The sequence below is a fragment of the Burkholderia sp. 9779_493 genome, from assembly GCF_015712215.1.
GTDB lineage: Bacteria > Pseudomonadota > Gammaproteobacteria > Burkholderiales > Burkholderiaceae > Burkholderia > Burkholderia cenocepacia.
In genome coordinates, this window is record NZ_JACCQA010000002.1 from 82,120 (window position 1) to 98,050 (window position 15,931).

Below are 15,931 nucleotides of genomic sequence, written 5' to 3' on the forward strand. Positions count from 1 at the left end.
ATCTCGGCCGTTCGCGTCCAAGCGGGCGGCGTTGTGAATACAGACTCAAGGAGCGAATGATGGCGGCAATTACCGCAAGCATGGTGGCAGAACTGCGCGCGAAGACCGACGCACCGATGATGGAGTGCAAGAAGGCGCTGACGGAAGCCGACGGCGATCTGGCCAAGGCTGAAGAACTGCTGCGCGTCAAGCTCGGCAACAAGGCGAGCAAGGCCGCATCGCGCGTGACGGCTGAAGGCGTCGTCGCCTCGTTCGTCGGCGGCAACGCGGGCGCGCTGGTCGAGCTGAACTGCGAAACCGACTTCGTCGCGAAGAACGACGACTTCCTCGCATTCTCGAAGACGGTCGCGGAACTCGTCGCGACGCAGAACCCGGCCGACGTGGCCGCGCTGTCGGCGCTGCCGCTCGACGGCTCGACCGTCGACGCAGTCCGCCTCGCGCTGATCGGCAAGATCGGCGAGAACGTGTCGATCCGTCGTTTCGTCCGTTTCGAAACCGCGAACAAGATCGCGACGTACCTGCACGGCGCGCGTATCGGCGTGATCGTCGAGTACACGGGCGCGGACGAGCAGGTCGGCAAGGACGTCGCGATGCACATCGCGGCGATGAAGCCGGTCGCGCTGTCGTCGGCCGACGTGCCGGCGGAACTGATCGAGACGGAACGCCGCGTGGCCGAGCAGAAGGCCGCGGAATCGGGCAAGCCGGCCGAAATCGTCGCGAAGATGGTCGACGGTAGCGTCCAGAAGTACCTGAAGGAAGTGTCGCTGCTGAACCAGACGTTCGTGAAGAACGACAAGCAGACGATCGAGCAGATGCTGAAGGCAGCGAATGCGGCGGTGCAGAAGTTCGCGCTGTTCGTCGTCGGCGAAGGCATCGAGAAGCGCCAGGACGACTTCGCCGCCGAAGTGGCCGCGCAAGTCGCAGCAGCAAAGCAGCAGTAAGCAGTCAGGCAGTATCCGCGGCGGGCGTCCGCTCCGCCGCGGCCGGCGGCGTCGCCGGCCGGCCGGGAACCCCGGTCCGGTCGGCGGCGCTTGCCCGAATCAGTATTTCGCCCCTACAGTTCGTGGTTGTCATCCTCTCGTCGCTCGGAAGCCCCTATGTCCAATGCCTATAAACGCGTCCTCCTCAAACTCTCCGGCGAAGCGCTGATGGGCGACGATGCCTTCGGCATCAATCGCGCGACGATCGAACGGATGGTGGCCGATATCGCCGAAGTCGTGCGTCTCGGCACGCAGCTCGCGGTCGTGATCGGTGGCGGTAATATTTTCCGCGGTGTCGCGGGCGGCGCGGCCGGCATGGACCGCGCGACGGCCGACTACATGGGGATGCTGGCGACGATGATGAACGCATTGGCGCTGCAGGACGCGATGCGCCACGCGGGCATCGAGGCGCGCGTGCAGTCCGCGCTGCGCATGGACCAGGTCGTCGAGCCGTACATCCGGCCCCGCGCGATCCGTCAGCTCGAGGAAGGCCGCGTCGTGATCTTCGCGGCCGGCACCGGCAACCCGTTCTTCACGACGGATACCGCCGCCGCGCTGCGCGGCTCGGAAGTGGGCGCCGAAGTCGTGCTGAAGGCGACCAAGGTCGATGGCGTATATTCTGCCGATCCGAAGAAGGATCCGTCGGCCACGCGCTACACGACGATCAGCTTCGACGAGGCGATCAGCCGCAACCTGCAGGTGATGGACGCGACGGCGTTTGCGCTGTGCCGCGACCAGAAGCTGCCGATTCGCGTGTTTTCGATCAACAAGCCGGGCGCGCTCAAGCGCATCGTGCTGGGCGAGGACGAAGGTACGCTCGTCCACGTGTAAACTCCCGCGGATGCGGGCGACCGGCGCGGGTTGCCGGCCGCGGCGCGCGACATGCGCCGGGCGGGGCCCGCGTTCTTTGAAGGTTTGAAGGTTCGGAGGTTGAAATGAGTGTCGCTGATGTGAAGAAGGGCGTCGAGCAAAAGATGCAGCGCTCGATCGAAGCGTTCAAGAACGATCTGGCCAAGATCCGTACGGGCCGTGCGCACACCGGTCTGCTCGATCACGTGCAGGTCGACTACTACGGCTCGATGGTGCCGATCTCGCAGGTCGCGAACCTGACGCTCGTCGACGCGCGCACGATCGGCGTGCAGCCGTGGGAAAAGAACATGGTCGCGAAGGTCGAGAAGGCCATCCGCGAAGCCGATCTGGGCCTGAACCCGGCAACGGCCGGCGACCTGATCCGCGTGCCGATGCCCGCGCTGACGGAAGAGCGCCGCCGCGAGCTGACCAAGGTCGTGAAGAGCGAAGGCGAAACGGCCAAGGTCGCGATCCGCAACCTGCGCCGCGACGCGAACGAAGCGCTGAAGAAGCTCGTGAAGGACAAGGAAATCTCGGAAGACGACGAGCGCCGTGCGAGCGACGACGTGCAGAAGCTGACCGACAAGCACGTTGCCGAAGTCGACAAGCTCGTGCAGACCAAGGAAGCCGAGATCATGACGGTCTGACGACCGTCCTCGCGCGCCGCCTTCTTCCCGCATTACTGTCTCAACGGCCATGACCTATACCAGCTCTACCGTTCGCGTGCCTGACGTCGGCGTCGTGCCGCGTCACATCGCGATCATCATGGACGGCAACGGCCGTTGGGCGACCGAACGCCGCTTGCCGCGCGTCGCGGGGCACACCCGCGGCGTCGATGCCGTGCGGGCGGTGGTCGAAGGCTGCGCGCGCGCCGGCGTCGAGTACCTGACGCTGTTCGCGTTCAGTTCGGAAAACTGGCGCCGGCCGAACGACGAAGTGTCGTTCCTGATGCGGCTGTTCATCACCGCGCTCGAGCGCGAAGTGGGCAAGCTGCATGCGAACGGGATCCGCCTGCGTGTCGTCGGCGATCTCGACCGTTTCGAGCCGCGCATCCGCGAACTGATTCGCCGCGCCGAAACCAAGACGGCGCGCAATACCCGTTTGACGCTCACCATCGCGGCCAACTACGGCGGCCGGTGGGACATCCTGCAGGCGACGAAGAAGCTCGTCGAGCAGGCCGTGCGCGAAGGTCGCGAGGTCGAAGTGACCGAGGATGCATTCGCGCCGCACCTGGCGATGGCCTATGCGCCGGAGCCCGATCTCTTCATCCGCACCGGTGGCGAGCAGCGCGTCAGCAACTTCCTGCTGTGGCAGCTCGCGTACGCCGAATTCTATTTCACCGACAAGTACTGGCCGGATTTCGACGGCGCGGCACTGGCCGACGCGATGGCGTCGTATACCGAGCGCGAGCGCCGTTTCGGGCGCACGAGTGCGCAGCTCGAACCGCAATCGCAGAACGCCGACTCCCTTTCATGCTGAAAACCCGTGTGATCACGGCGATCGTGATGCTGGCAGTGCTGCTGCCGGTGACGCTGTTCGCGCCGCTCGCCGGGTTCGGTGCGCTGATCGGCGTCGTGCTCGTGTTCGCCGCGTGGGAGTGGGCGCGCCTGCTCAAGCTCGGCGGCGCCGGCCCGGTCGTCTATGCGCTCGTCGCGGCGCTCGCGCTCGCGGCCACCGCGCCGCTCGGCGTCGATGCGGCATCGTCCCGTCCCCTTTTCATGGCGGCCGGCGTGTTCTGGCTGCTGGTCGGCCCGTTCGCGCTGCGGCGCAAGCCCGAACTCGCGGGCGGCGTGTGGCGGCCGTTCCTGCTGGCCGCCGGCCTCGTCGTGTTCGCCGCCTGCTGGCATGCGCTCGTGGCAGCCCGCGCGCAGGGCGTGCCGTTCGTGCTGTCGCTGCTTCTGGTCGTCTGGCTGGCCGATATCGGCGCATACTTCGCGGGCAAGGCCTTCGGAAAGCGTAAACTGGCCATCACGATCAGCCCCGGCAAGAGCTGGGAGGGTGCGATCGGCGGCTGGTTCGCGGTGATGGTCGTCGCCGGTGTCGCGATGGCCGTGCATGCGTTCGAACCGACCCTGTTTTCTGCATTCGCCATGCGCTACGGGATGCCCGGCGCGTGGGCCGCGCTGACGCTGCTGGTCGCGTACAGCGTGATCGGCGACCTGTTCGAGTCGCTGCTGAAGCGGCAGGCGGGCGTGAAGGATTCGAGCGGACTGCTGCCGGGCCACGGCGGCGTGCTCGATCGTGTCGACGCGCTGCTGCCGGTGCTGCCGCTCGCGATGCTGCTGCTTGGTTAAACCATTATTCCTGTTATGCAAAAACGTCTGACATTGCTCGGTTCCACGGGCTCGATCGGAGACAGCACGCTCGACGTGGTCGCGCGCCATCCCGAGCGCTTCTCGGTCTATGCGCTGACCGCGCACCGCAACGGCGACAAGCTCGTCGAGCAGTGTCTGCGCTTCGCGCCTGAAGTGGCGGTGGTCGGCGATGCCGCGACGGCCGCGCACGTCGACGCCAAACTGCGCGCGGCCGGCAGCAAGACGGTCGTGCTACACGGGCCGCAGGCGCTCGTCGACGTGTCGAAGAGCGACGGCTGCGACACGGTGGTCGCGGCGATCGTCGGCGCGGCCGGCCTCGCGCCGAGCCTGGCGGCCGCACGCGCCGGCAAGCGGATCCTGCTCGCGAACAAGGAAGCGCTCGTGATGTCGGGCGCGATCTTCATGGACGCCGTACGCGACCATGGCGCGATCCTGCTGCCGGTCGACAGCGAACACAACGCAATCTTCCAGTGCATGCCGCGCGACGCGGCTGAGCACGGCGGGATCTCGAAGATCATCCTGACCGCGTCGGGCGGCCCGTTCCGTACGCGCGAACCGGCCACGCTGGTCGACGTCACGCCGGACGAAGCGTGCAAGCACCCGAACTGGGTGATGGGCCGCAAGATCTCGGTCGATTCCGCGACGATGATGAACAAGGGCCTCGAGGTGATCGAGGCGCACTGGATCTTCGGGTTGCCCGGCGACCGGATCGACGTGCTGATCCACCCGCAGAGCGTGATCCATTCGCTCGTGTCGTACCGCGACGGCTCGGTGCTCGCGCAGCTCGGCAACCCCGACATGCGCACGCCGATCGCGCACGCGCTTGCGTTTCCCGAGCGCGTCGACGCGGGCGTCGACCAGCTTGACCTCGCGCAGATCGCCCAGCTGTCGTTCGAGAAGCCCGATTACGCGCGCTTCCCGTGCCTCGCGCTCGCGCTGAAGGCGCTCGAGGAAGGCGGTATTGCGAGCGCCGCATTGAACGCGGCGAACGAAGTCGCGGTCGAAGCATTTCTCGAGCGCCGGATCGGCTTCATGGCGATCGCGGCGACGGTCGACGCCGTGCTCAACACGCTGCCGAACCGCGCGCCCGACGGGCTCGACGACGTCCTCGCGGCGGATGCCGAGGCTCGCCGCCTCGCCGCCGCGATCATTGCGAAAGCGCCTGCGCCACGCGTGGAGCGTACTGTCTGAATGGGGTGCTCATGAACGTGCTGGTCGAACTGGTCGCGTTTGCGGTGGCGATCGGGGTACTGGTCGTCGTGCATGAGTACGGACATTATCGCGTCGCGCGCTGGTGCGGCGTGAAAGTGCTGCGTTTCTCGATCGGCTTCGGCCAGCCCGTCGCGCGCTGGGTCAGCCGCCGGACGGGCACCGAGTGGACGCTGTCCGCGCTGCCGCTCGGCGGCTACGTGAAAATGCTCGACGAGCGCGATCCGGGCCCCGGCATTCCGCCCGAGGTGCTCGGCCAGGCATTCAACCGCCAGTCGGTCTACAAGCGCATCGCGATCGTCGCGGCCGGGCCGATTGCGAACTTCCTGCTGGCAATCGCGCTGTTCTCCCTCGTATTCGCCACCGGCGTGACCGAACCGACCGCGATCGTCGCGCCGCCGGCTGCCGGCACTGCGGCGGCCCGCGCGGGCTTCGACGGCAGCGAGACGGTCGTGTCGATCCGCAATGCGCAGGGCGGCGAGTCCGAACCGGTGCGATCGTGGTCGGACCTGCGCTGGAAGCTGCTGTCGGCCGCGTTCGACCATCGCGAGGTCGTGCTCGGCGCGCGCGACGGCAATGCGACGTTCGATTTCCGCGTCGATCTCCGCAACGTACCCGACAGCCAGCTCGACGACGACTTCATGGCCCATCTGGGCTTCGAGGCCGGCGGCGGCACGTTGTCGGTCGCGTCGGTGCAGCCGGGCAGCGCGGCGGAACAGGCCGGCCTGAAGGTCGGCGACAAGCTGGTCGCGCTCGACGGCAAGCCGATCGGCGGCGCGTCGCGCTTCATCGACACGGTGAAGCACCATGCGGGCAAGCCGCTCGACCTGCAGATCGAACGCAACGGCGCCGCGCAGACGGTCGCGATCGTGCCGCAGATGCAGCGCGACGACGAATCGGGGCAGCAGGTCGGCCGCATCGGCGCGGCGCTGTCGATGCACGCGCCGTCGGTGGACGTGCGCTACGGGCCGATCGAGAGCCTGCGGCTCGGCGCGCACCGCACGTGGGACATTTCCGTGTATTCGCTGAAGATGTTCGGGCGGATGATCACGGGCAACGCGTCGCTGAAGAACCTGTCCGGCCCGGTGACGATCGCCGACTACGCAGGCAAGAGCGCGCGGCTCGGTCCGTCGGCGTTCCTGTCGTTCCTCGCCCTTGTCAGCATTAGCCTTGGCGTCCTGAACTTGTTGCCGATTCCCGTTTTGGACGGGGGGCATCTGTTATATTATGCGGTTGAAGCCGCGACCGGGAAAGCCGTCTCGGAGCGCTGGCAGCTGATTCTGCAAAGAGCCGGGTTGATCTGCATCGTCGCATTGTCGGCGATCGCGCTGTTCAACGATCTGGCTCGGTTAATCCATTTCTGAAGCGTCAGGCGGCGGCCGCTGGCCAGCCGCCCGATTTGATGCAGCTAAATATTGGGGATGCATGTTGTTCAAACCTCATCGCTTTGTACCTAAGACAGTTGCAGCGGCCGCGCTCGCCGCGCACGGCCTCGCGGCGCATGCAGCGGCACCGTTCGTGGTGCAAGACATCAAGATCGAGGGGCTGCAGCGCGTCGAAGCGGGTTCGGTGTTCGCCTATCTGCCGATCAAGCAGGGCGATACCTTCACGGACGACAAGGCATCCGAAGCAATCCGCGCGTTGTACGCGACGGGCTTTTTCAACGACGTGCGCATCGCCACGCAGGGCAACGTCGTGATCGTGCAGGTGCAGGAGCGTCCGGCCATCGCGTCGATCGACTTCACCGGCACGAAGGAATTCGACAAGGACAACCTGACGAAGGCGCTGCGCGCGGTCGGCCTCGCCGATGGCCGCTACTACGACAAGGCGCTCGTCGACAAGGCGGAGCAGGAGCTCAAGCGCCAGTACCTGACGCGCGGCTTCTATGCGGCCGAGGTCAAGACGACGATCACGCCGGTCGACGCGAACCGCGTGTCGATCCTGTTCGCGGTGGCCGAAGGCCCGAGCGCGAAGATCCGCCAGATCAACTTCATCGGCAACAAGGCGTTCAGCACCAGCACGCTGCGCGACGAGATGCAGCTGTCGACGCCGAACTGGTTCTCCTGGTACACGAAGAACGACCTGTACTCGAAGGAAAAGCTCACGGGCGACCTCGAAGCGGTGCGCTCGTACTACCTGAACCGCGGTTACCTCGAGTTCAACATCGAGTCGACCCAGGTGTCGATCTCGCCGGACAAGAAGGACATGTATCTGACGGTCACGCTGCACGAAGGCGAGCCGTACACGGTGTCGGGCATCAAGCTGTCGGGCAATCTGCTCGATCGCGAGGCCGAACTCAACAAGCTGATCAAGATCAAGCCGGGCGACCGTTTCTCGGCCGAAAAGCTGCAGCAGACCACCAAGTCGATCGTCGACAAGCTCGGTGAATACGGCTACGCATTCGCGACCGTCAACGCGCAGCCGGACATCGACCAGGCGAACCACAAGGTCAACCTGAACCTCGTCGTCGATCCGAGCCGCCGCGTGTACGTGCGCCGCATCAACGTGGTCGGCAACACGCGCACGCGCGACGAAGTGGTGCGCCGCGAAATGCGCCAGCTCGAAAGCTCGTGGTTCGACTCGAACCGCCTCGCGCTGTCGAAGGACCGCGTGAACCGCCTCGGCTACTTCACCAACGTCGACGTGACGACGGTGCCGGTCGACGGCACGAACGACCAGGTCGACGTGAACGTGAAGGTCGACGAAAAGCCGACCGGCGCGATCACGCTGGGTGCCGGTTTCTCGTCGACGGACAAGGTCGTGCTGTCGGCCGGCGTGTCGCAGGACAACGTGTTCGGTTCGGGCACGAGCCTGTCGGTGAACGTCAACACCGCGAAGAGCTACCGCACGCTGACCGTCACGCAGGTCGACCCGTACTTCACGGTCGACGGCATCAAGCGGATCACGGACGTCTACTACCGCACGTACCAGCCGCTTTACTACTCGACGAGCTCGAGCTTCCGGATCATCAGCGCGGGCGGCAACCTGAAGTTCGGCATTCCGTTCTCGGAAGTCGACACCGTGTACTTCGGTGCGGGCTTCGAGCAGAACCGCCTCGACGTCGATTCGAACACGCCGCAGAGCTACCAGGATTACGTGAACGAGTTCGGCCGCGTGTCGAACACGGTGCCGCTGACGGTGGCATGGTCGCGCGACGCGCGTGACAGCGCGCTGATTCCGAGCCGCGGCTACTTCACGCAGGCGAACATCGAATACGGCGTGCCGGTCGGCAAGATCCAGTACTACAAGGCCGACCTGCAGGCGCAGTACTACTATTCGTTCTCGCGCGGCTTCATCCTGGGCCTGAACCTGCAAGGCGGCTACGGTAACGGTATCGGCAACCCGTACCCGATCTTCAAGAACTACTACGCGGGCGGTATCGGCTCCGTGCGGGGTTACGAGCCGAGCTCGCTGGGCCCGCGCGACACGAAGACGAACGACCCGATCGGCGGTTCGAAGATGCTGGTCGGCAACATCGAGCTGACGTTCCCGCTGCCGGGCACCGGTTACGACCGCACGCTGCGCGTGTTCACGTTCCTCGACGGCGGTAACGTGTGGGGCAACGCGCCGGGCGGCACGAGTACGGGCGCCAACGGCCTGCGCTACGGCTACGGTGTGGGTCTCGCGTGGATCTCGCCGATCGGCCCGCTGAAGCTGAGCCTCGGCTTCCCGCTGCAGAAGCACGAAGGCGACCAGTACCAGAAATTCCAGTTCCAGATCGGGACGGCGTTCTGAACGAACGCATGACAACAGCAACGAGAGGGTAATTTTGCTAACCGGTAAGTTTTCGAAACGAGTGATGTGCGCGCTGACCGTTGCGCTGGCCCTGGGCGCGGCAACGGTGCACGCACAGGACGTCGCCCGCATCGCGGCGGTCAATTCGGATCGGATCCTGCGCGAGTCGGCACCCGCGAAGGCGGCGCAGACGAAGCTCGAAGCCGAGTTCGCGAAGCGTGACAAGGATCTGCAGGACCTGGCGGCACGCCTGAAGTCGATGTCCGATTCGCTGGACAAGAACGGCACGTCGCTGTCGGCGGCCGATCGCGCGCAGAAGCAGCGTGATCTGGCGCAGCTCGATACCGACTTCCAGCGCAAGCAGCGCGAATTTCGCGAAGACCTGAACCAGCGTCGCAACGAAGAATTGGCGGCCGTGCTGGACAAGGCGAACAAGGTCATCAAGCAGATCGCCGAGCAGCAGAATTACGACCTGATCGTGCAGGAAGCCGTGTACGTCAGCCCGCGCATCGACATCACCGACAAGGTGCTCAAGGCGCTCGCGTCCGGCTCGACGAACTGAACGGAGCAGACGACGAATGGCATTGACGCTTGAGGAACTCGTAAAACGGTTCGGCGGCGAGATCGCCGGCGACGCACAGTGCAAGGTGGGCGGGCTCGCACCGCTCGACCAGGCGGGCCCTCAACAGCTCGCGTTCCTCGCGAACCCGAAGTACCTGTCGCAGGTCGAATCGACCCGTGCCGGTGCGGTCCTGATCGCACCGAAGGATCTGGAAAAGCTGGGCGCGGCCGCCGCCGGTCGCAATTTCATCGTGACGCCGAATCCGTACGCGTACTTCGCGCGCGTCGCGCAGATGTTCATCGATCTGGCCACGCCGCCGCGCGCGGCCGGCGTGCATCCGAGCGCGACGATCGATCCGGCCGCGACGGTCGCCGCGACCGCGGTGATCGGCCCGCACGTGACGATCGAGGCCGGCGCGGTGATCGAAGACGGCGTGCAGCTCGACGCGAACGTATTCGTCGGCCGCGGCACGACGATCGGCGCCGACTCCCATTTCTATCCGAACGCATCGGTGTACCACGGCTGCAAGGTCGGCCCACGCGCGATCGTCCATGCGGGCGCCGTGATCGGCTCCGACGGCTTCGGCTTCGCACCGGATTTCGTCGGCGACGGTGACGCGCGCACCGGCAGCTGGGTCAAGATCCCGCAGGTCGGCGGCGTGACGATCGGCCCGGACGTCGAAATCGGCGCGAACACGACGATCGATCGCGGCGCGATGGCGGATACCGTCATCGAGGAATGCGTGAAGATCGACAACCAGGTCCAGATCGGCCACAACTGCCGGATCGGCGCGTATACGGTGATCGCCGGCAGCGCCGGCATCGCGGGCAGCACGACGATCGGCCGCCACTGCATGATCGGCGGCGCGGCCGGGATCGCCGGCCACGTGACGCTCGGCGACTACGTGATCATCACCGCGAAGTCGGGCGTATCGAAGTCGCTGCCGAAAGCCGGCATCTACACCAGCGCGTTCCCGGCCGTCGACCACGGCGAATGGAACAAGAGCGCCGCGCTCGTGCGCAACCTCGACAAGCTGCGCGAGCGCATCAAGGCGCTCGAAGCCGCGCTCGCCGCCCAGGGCGGCACCCACGCCTGAGCGCATCATGCGAGACCACGAACCGGGCACGGCCAGCGCAACCGGCCCGGTTTGCCAGACTGGGCCGCGCGGCGGCCCGCTTCAGCCTTTGCATCACCACCGCGCAGCCTCTGCGTGAGACGAACCATCATGAGCACTGAAAAAATCAACCTCGACATCCACAAGATCCTCACGCTGCTGCCGCATCGCTACCCGATTCTGCTCGTCGATCGCGTGCTCGAACTCGAACCGCACAAAGGGATCAAAGCGCTGAAGAACGTGTCGATCAACGAGCCGTTCTTCCAGGGGCATTTCCCGAAGCGGCCGGTGATGCCGGGCGTGCTGATCCTCGAGGCGCTCGCGCAGGCCGCGGCGCTGCTGACGTTCGCGGAAGAGCAGCCGAAGGATCCGGAGAACACGCTGTATTACTTCGTCGGGATCGACGGCGCGCGCTTCAAGCGCGTGGTCGAACCGGGCGACCAGCTGATTCTGAACGTGACGTTCGAGCGCTACATCCGCGGCATCTGGAAGTTCAAGGCGGTGGCGGAAGTGGACGGCAAGGTGGCGGCGGAAGCCGAACTGATGTGCACGGTCAAGACGGCCGACGCGGCGCCCTGAGCGACGCGGCACGCATGGATAACGTAACGCGAGCAACGCGACACATCATATCGAGAGGCAACGGCGCATGACCAGGATTCATCCTACCGCGATCGTCGAGCCGGGCGCGCAGATCGACGAATCGGTCGAGATCGGCCCGTACGCGATCGTCGGCCCGCACGTCACGATCGGCGCGCGCACGACGATCGGCTCGCACAGCGTGATCGAAGGCCATACGACGCTCGGCGAGGACAACCGCATCGGCCACTACGCGTCGGTCGGCGGCCGTCCGCAGGACATGAAGTACAAGGACGAGCCGACGAAGCTCGTGATCGGCAACCGCAACACGATCCGCGAATTCACGACGATCCACACGGGCACCGTGCAGGACGTCGGCGTGACGACGCTCGGCGACGACAACTGGATCATGGCCTACGTGCACATCGGCCATGACTGCCGCGTCGGCAACAACGTGATCCTGTCGAGCAACGCGCAGATGGCCGGTCACGTCGAGATCGGCGACTTCGCGATCATCGGCGGGATGTCGGGCGTGCACCAGTTCGTGCGCATTGGCGCGCACTCGATGCTGGGCGGCGCGTCGGCGCTCGTGCAGGACATCCCGCCGTTCGTGATCGCGGCGGGCAACAAGGCCGAGCCGCACGGGATCAACGTCGAAGGGCTGCGCCGGCGAGGCTTCTCGGCCGATGCGATCTCGGCGCTGCGCAGCGCGTACCGCGTGCTGTACAAGAACGGCCTGTCGCTCGAGGAGGCGAAGGTGCAACTGCGCGAGCTCGCGGGAGCGGGCGGCGACGGCGATGCACCGGTGAAGGCGCTCGTCGAGTTCATCGACGCGTCGCAACGCGGCATCATCCGCTAAGCGATGCCGCTCCCGACCAATCAGCTCCGGCTCGCGATGGTGGCTGGCGAGCCGTCGGGCGACCTGCTCGCGGCGTCGCTGCTCGGCGGGCTGCGCGAGCGGCTGCCCGAATCGGCCCAGTATTACGGGATCGGCGGGCAGCGCATGATCGCGCAGGGCTTCGACTCGCACTGGCAGATGGACAAGCTGACCGTGCGCGGCTATGTCGAGGCGCTGGGCCAGATTCCCGAGATCCTGCGGATTCGCGGCGAACTCAAGCGCCAGCTGCTGGCCGAGCGGCCGGACGCGTTCATCGGCGTCGACGCCCCCGATTTCAACTTCAGCGTCGAACAGGCCGCGCGCGACGCGGGCATCCCGTCGATCCACTTCGTGTGCCCGTCGATCTGGGCGTGGCGCGGCGGCCGGATCAAGAAGATCGCGAAGTCCGTCGATCACATGCTGTGCCTGTTTCCGTTCGAACCGGCGATTCTCGACAAGGCCGGCGTCGCCTCGACCTACGTCGGCCACCCGCTGGCCGACGACATCCCGCTCGAACCCGACACGCACGGCGCGCGCATCGCGCTGGGTGTGCCGGCCGACGGCCCCGTGATCGCGGTGCTGCCGGGCAGCCGGCGCTCGGAGATCGCACTGATCGGCCCGACGTTCTTCGCGGCGATGGCGCTGATGCAGCAGCGCGAGCCCGGCGTGCGGTTCGTGATGCCGGCGGCGACGCCCGCGCTGCGCGAACTGCTGCAGCCGCTCGTCGACGCCCATCCGCAACTCGCATTGACGATCACCGACGGACGCTCGCAGGTCGCGATGACGGCCGCCGACGCGATCCTCGTGAAGAGTGGCACCGTCACGCTGGAAGCCGCGCTGCTGAAGAAGCCGATGGTGATCTCGTACAAGGTGCCCTGGCTGACCGGGCAGATCATGCGCCGGCAGGGCTACCTGCCGTATGTCGGCTTGCCGAACATCCTGGCGGGACGCTTCGTCGTGCCCGAGCTGCTGCAGCATTTCGCGACGCCCGAGGCGCTCGCCGATGCGACGCTCACGCAGCTGCGCGACGACGCGAATCGCCGTACACTGACCGAAGTGTTTACCGAAATGCATCTTTCGCTGCGGCAGAACACGGCCGCGAAGGCGGCCGAGGCCGTCGTGCGCGTGCTCGAGCAACGCAAGGGGCGCGCATGACCGCCGTCCGTGCACCGCGCCGCCGCGCGCCGAGCGACGGGCAGGGCGGTTTCGATTTCAGCCGCCCGGACGAGATCGTGTGCGGCGTCGACGAAGCCGGCCGCGGCCCGCTCGCGGGGCCGGTGGTGGCCGCCGCGGTGATCCTCGATCCGGCGCGGCCGATCGACGGGCTCGACGATTCGAAGGTGCTGTCCGCGAAGAAGCGCGACCTGCTGTACGACCTGATCGTCGCGCGTTCGCACGCGTATTGCGTCGCGTCGGCGAGCGTCGACGAGATCGATACGCTGAACATCCTGCACGCGACGATGCTCGCGATGAAGCGAGCCGTGGAAGGGCTGTCGGTGCTGCCGACGCTCGCGCAGATCGACGGCAACCGCTGCCCGACGCTGAGCGTGCGTGCCGAGGCGATCGTCAGCGGCGACGCGCTCGTGCCGAGCATCTCGGCCGCCTCGATCCTCGCGAAAGTCACGCGCGATCGCATGCTGGTCGACCTGCACGAACGCTTCCCGGTGTACGGCTTCAACGTGCATGCGGGCTACGGCACCGCGAAACACCTCGCCGCATTGCGCGAACATGGCCCGTGCGAAGCGCACCGGCGCTCGTTCGCGCCGGTTCGTGCGGCGCTTGATCTGATTCGATGAAAAGCATCACTTCCCGCGACAACCCGCTGTACAAGCGCCTGAAGGCGCTCGCGGGTTCGACGCCCCAGCAGCGCCGCAGCGGCCAGGCGCTGCTCGAAGGTTTCCATCTCGCGAGCGCGTATCTCGACACGGGTGCGACGCCCGAGCTGTGCGTCACGACCGAAGGTGCGCTTGGCCATGCCGAGGCGCAGGCGATCGTCGCGCGTATCGACGCGCAGCGGATCGTCACGCTGCCGGACGCGTTGTTCGGACAGTTGTCGAACGTCGTCAACGGCGTCGGCTTCCTGCTGCTGGTCGATCGGCCGGCGCACCCGCTGCCCGCGCGCGTGACGGAGACGTCGGTCGTGCTCGACGGCGTGCAGGACGCCGGCAATGTCGGCTCGATCCTGCGCAGCGCGGCGGCGGCCGGCGTGCGTCACGTGTTCTGCGCGCCGGGGACGGCCTACGCGTGGTCGTCGAAGGTGCTGCGCTCGGGCATGGGTGCGCATTTCCTGCTGTCGATCCATGAGGACGTCGATGCCGGCGAGCTCTCCGGACGCCTCGCCGTACCGGTCGCGCTGACCGACTCGCACGGCGCGCAGGCCGTCTACGACTGCGACCTGTCGGCGCCCGTCGCATGGGTGTTCGGCAACGAAGGCGCAGGCGTGTCGGCCTTCTGGCGCGATGCGGCCACGCATCGCGTGACGATTCCGCAGCCGGGCGGAATGGAGTCGCTGAACGTTGCCGCGGCAGCAGCGGTGTGTCTGTTCGAGCAGGTGCGGCAGCAGCGGCCGGCGTGACGCCGCATGCGCGGCAGGTGCCGTAATACGAAAAAGGCCGCGTTCGACGCGGCCTTTTTGCTTTGGGCGGCGGCCAGACGGCCGCCAGCGCACCGACGCTCAGTACGACTGCCGGTCGAGACGGATTTCCTGCAGGATCGTCGTCGCGATTTCCTCGATCGACTTGTGCGTGGACGACAGCCACTTGATCCCTTCGCGACGCATCATCGCTTCGGCCTCGTTGATCTCGTAGCGGCAGTTCTCGGGCGCCGCGTACTTGCTGCCCGGCCGGCGCTCGTTGCGGATCTCCGACAGGCGCTGCGGGTCGATCGACAGCCCGAACAGCTTCTCGCTGTACGGCGACAGCGCCGACGGCAGCTTGCCGCGCTCGAAATCTTCCGGAATCAGCGGATAGTTGGCCGCCTTCACGCCGTACTGCATCGCGAGGTACAGGCTCGTCGGCGTCTTGCCGCTGCGCGACACGCCGACGAGGATCACGTCGGCTTCCGACAGGTTGCGGTTCGACTGGCCGTCGTCGTGCGCGAGCGAGAAATTGATCGCCTCGATCCGCGTCTTGTATTCCTCGGTGTCCGCGTTCTGGTGGCCGCGGCCCATCGCATGGCTCGACTTGAGCTCCAGTTCCTGCTCGAGCGGTTCGACGAAGCGCTGGAACATGTCGAGCACGAGCGCGTTCGAGCGTTTGACGATGTCGTTCGACTCGCTGTCGACGAGCGTCGTGAACACGATCGCGCGACGGCCGTCGTGCACGGCGGCCTCGTTGATCTTCTCGACGGTCGCATAGGCCTTGTCGAGCGAGTCGACGAACGGCACGCGCACGAGGCGGAATTTCTGGTCGAACTGGGAGAGGATCGAATGCGCGAAGGTTTCGGCAGTGATCCCGGTGCCGTCGGAGACGATGAATACGGTAGGCAGCATGAATCTGGGCGTCGAGCGTGAAGGGCGGTTGCGCGGGCGGCTGGAGGTTCGCCTCCAGACCCAGTGACAAGGTCGCGCCACATCCGGCAGCCGGCACGGTAGAATAGCGGCAACCTGTTGGATAAGCAATTGCGGGGGCGGGGCGCGAACGGCGCCCGTGGCTGGGCCGCGCGATTCCAGAATTCCCGGCAAGTCTGGCGATTTGTCTGAAAATATCGCCCTTC

The 15,931-nt window shown here is 66.3% G+C and carries 16 protein-coding genes; 15 read left to right on the forward strand and 1 reads right to left on the reverse strand.

What is annotated here, in order from left to right; all coding sequences use genetic code 11:
• Positions 1-59 precede the first annotated feature (59 nt).
• The 15 genes from tsf to H0X95_RS01990 all read left to right on the forward strand — a co-directional run bounded on the left by tsf (position 60) and on the right by H0X95_RS01990 (position 14,792).
• Positions 60-941, forward strand: coding sequence for a translation elongation factor Ts (gene tsf, locus H0X95_RS01920; protein ID WP_006483826.1), 882 nt, complete (start codon positions 60-62; stop codon positions 939-941).
• A 156-nt stretch (positions 942-1,097) separates the two neighbouring features.
• Entirely contained in the window at positions 1,098-1,811 is a 714-nt protein-coding gene (gene pyrH, locus H0X95_RS01925; RefSeq protein ID WP_006402648.1) for a UMP kinase, read from the forward strand.
• A 104-nt stretch (positions 1,812-1,915) separates the two neighbouring features.
• Positions 1,916-2,476, forward strand: coding sequence for a ribosome recycling factor (gene frr, locus H0X95_RS01930; protein WP_006483822.1), 561 nt, complete (start codon positions 1,916-1,918; stop codon positions 2,474-2,476).
• Positions 2,477-2,525: 49 nt separating this feature from the next.
• On the forward strand, positions 2,526-3,308 hold the full coding sequence (gene uppS / locus H0X95_RS01935; protein ID WP_006478494.1) for a polyprenyl diphosphate synthase: 783 nt from the start codon (positions 2,526-2,528) through the stop codon (positions 3,306-3,308).
• A complete protein-coding gene (locus H0X95_RS01940) occupies positions 3,302-4,123 on the forward strand; it encodes a phosphatidate cytidylyltransferase (RefSeq protein WP_006483814.1) in 822 nt (273 codons plus the stop codon). Before uppS ends, H0X95_RS01940 begins: the two co-directional genes overlap by 7 nt.
• Positions 4,124-4,138: 15 nt before the next feature.
• Entirely contained in the window at positions 4,139-5,335 is a 1,197-nt protein-coding gene (locus tag H0X95_RS01945) for a 1-deoxy-D-xylulose-5-phosphate reductoisomerase (RefSeq protein ID WP_006483824.1), read from the forward strand.
• Between the two features lie 11 nt (positions 5,336-5,346).
• A complete protein-coding gene (gene rseP / locus H0X95_RS01950; RefSeq protein ID WP_048989268.1) occupies positions 5,347-6,717 on the forward strand; it encodes an RIP metalloprotease RseP in 1,371 nt (456 codons plus the stop codon).
• A 61-nt stretch (positions 6,718-6,778) separates the two neighbouring features.
• Positions 6,779-9,088, forward strand: a complete 2,310-nt coding sequence (bamA, locus tag H0X95_RS01955; RefSeq protein ID WP_006493237.1) for an outer membrane protein assembly factor BamA — start codon at positions 6,779-6,781, stop codon at positions 9,086-9,088.
• A gap of 64 nt (positions 9,089-9,152) precedes the next feature.
• Positions 9,153-9,650: an OmpH family outer membrane protein gene (locus H0X95_RS01960; RefSeq protein ID WP_006495557.1), complete on the forward strand. Its 498-nt coding sequence runs from the start codon at positions 9,153-9,155 to the stop codon at positions 9,648-9,650.
• A gap of 16 nt (positions 9,651-9,666) precedes the next feature.
• Positions 9,667-10,746, forward strand: a complete 1,080-nt coding sequence (gene lpxD / locus H0X95_RS01965) for a UDP-3-O-(3-hydroxymyristoyl)glucosamine N-acyltransferase (protein WP_059720679.1) — start codon at positions 9,667-9,669, stop codon at positions 10,744-10,746.
• A 129-nt stretch (positions 10,747-10,875) separates the two neighbouring features.
• On the forward strand, positions 10,876-11,343 hold the full coding sequence (gene fabZ / locus H0X95_RS01970) for a 3-hydroxyacyl-ACP dehydratase FabZ (RefSeq protein ID WP_006495559.1): 468 nt from the start codon (positions 10,876-10,878) through the stop codon (positions 11,341-11,343).
• A gap of 67 nt (positions 11,344-11,410) precedes the next feature.
• Positions 11,411-12,199, forward strand: coding sequence for an acyl-ACP--UDP-N-acetylglucosamine O-acyltransferase (lpxA, locus tag H0X95_RS01975; RefSeq protein ID WP_006483825.1), 789 nt, complete (start codon positions 11,411-11,413; stop codon positions 12,197-12,199).
• Positions 12,200-12,202: 3 nt separating this feature from the next.
• Entirely contained in the window at positions 12,203-13,372 is a 1,170-nt protein-coding gene (lpxB, locus tag H0X95_RS01980; protein ID WP_059720678.1) for a lipid-A-disaccharide synthase, read from the forward strand.
• Positions 13,369-14,013, forward strand: a complete 645-nt coding sequence (rnhB, locus tag H0X95_RS01985; protein WP_006483830.1) for a ribonuclease HII — start codon at positions 13,369-13,371, stop codon at positions 14,011-14,013. The genes lpxB and rnhB overlap by 4 nt, the downstream gene beginning before the upstream one ends.
• Complete coding sequence (locus H0X95_RS01990; protein WP_034201586.1) at positions 14,010-14,792, forward strand: TrmH family RNA methyltransferase; 783 nt, start codon at positions 14,010-14,012, stop codon at positions 14,790-14,792. The genes rnhB and H0X95_RS01990 overlap by 4 nt, the downstream gene beginning before the upstream one ends.
• 99 nt (positions 14,793-14,891) lie before the next feature.
• Here the strand turns inward: H0X95_RS01990 and ppsR are convergent, their stop codons facing one another.
• Positions 14,892-15,707: a posphoenolpyruvate synthetase regulatory kinase/phosphorylase PpsR gene (gene ppsR, locus H0X95_RS01995; RefSeq protein WP_006483812.1), complete on the reverse strand. Its 816-nt coding sequence runs from the start codon at positions 15,705-15,707 to the stop codon at positions 14,892-14,894.
• Positions 15,708-15,931: the final 224 nt, after the last annotated feature.